1 protein-coding gene is annotated in these 1,008 nt (G+C 68.6%); it reads right to left on the bottom strand.

Annotation, left to right across the window (positions count from 1 at the left end; genetic code table 11):
* Positions 1-905: IS30 family transposase (locus tag F3087_RS45730; protein WP_191094485.1), on the bottom strand; the 905-nt coding region annotated here is incomplete at its 3' end.
* Positions 906-1,008: the final 103 nt, after the last annotated feature.

The raw sequence follows: 1,008 nt of genomic DNA, 5'->3' as shown, positions 1-1,008 counted from the left end.
GTGGCGACGGTGAAGGCGGCGTGTTCGGCCATTTCGTAGCCTTGGTCCCAGGTCAAGCTCCGGCGCAATGCTTCGGGCAGGGTGAGGATCCGCTCCGCTAGGGCGTCGGCGACCAGATCGGCGCGTTTGCCCTCGGGCAGGGCGACCAGCAGCAGAAACCGGGTGGATCGTTCGACCAGCGTGGCGACCGGAGACATGCCGCGCCCGAACAGCAGGTCACCTTCCCAATGTCCGGGCACGGCTCGGTCGGCGGCCTCGGCGGGGCGTTCGGCGATGTTGAGCACGCCGCGGCGCTGACCGCGGCCGTCGGGCTCGCGTTTGACTTTGGGCCGGCGCATGGCCCGGTGGGTGCGCAGATAGCGGGTCAGCTCATGGCGCAGTTCGCCACGAGCCTGGATGAACAAGGCCCGGTAGATCGTCTCGTGCGACACGTAACCCATGCTGGACTGCGGATTTCGTCGCAGCCAGCCCGCGATCTGCTGCGGCGACCACGCCAAAGCGAGTTTCTCGGCCACCACTGCGGCCAATGCCGGATCGCGGGACAGTTTGGTGGGTTTCGGTCGTGTTGCCCGCGCCCACGCCGCCTGGTCGGCGGGCAAGGCCCGATAGGAGAAACGACCGCCGCGCCCGGCGACCTCCCGCGAGATCGTCGAGGGTGCGCGACCCAGGCCGCGGGCGATACTGCGTAGCGAGTCCCCGGCGGCCAGCCCGCGCGAGATCTCTTCTCGCTCAGCCAAACTCAGGCGCACCACGCTGCGGTAGCGCGGGACCGGCCGGACCCCGCCGCAGCGTTTGAGTAGATCGCGCACCGTTGAAGGGTGCCGGCGCATCTCCCGGGCCAGGACCTTGATCGCTTGCCCGGACCGCCACCGCCGCCACACCTCCTCGGCCTGAGCCTCGGTCAACGGGGTCCTCTTCTCCGACAGCGGTCTGCTCGAGGCCATCGCGCATCACATCCGTTCCTCACCAGGAGATTCAAGTGTGTTGCGCCGACCTATTGAGACCAAG

Source organism: Nocardia colli, assembly GCF_008704205.1.
In the GTDB taxonomy this organism is placed as follows: domain Bacteria; phylum Actinomycetota; class Actinomycetes; order Mycobacteriales; family Mycobacteriaceae; genus Nocardia; species Nocardia colli.
This window is presented reverse-complemented; position numbering and strand designations above follow the sequence as displayed.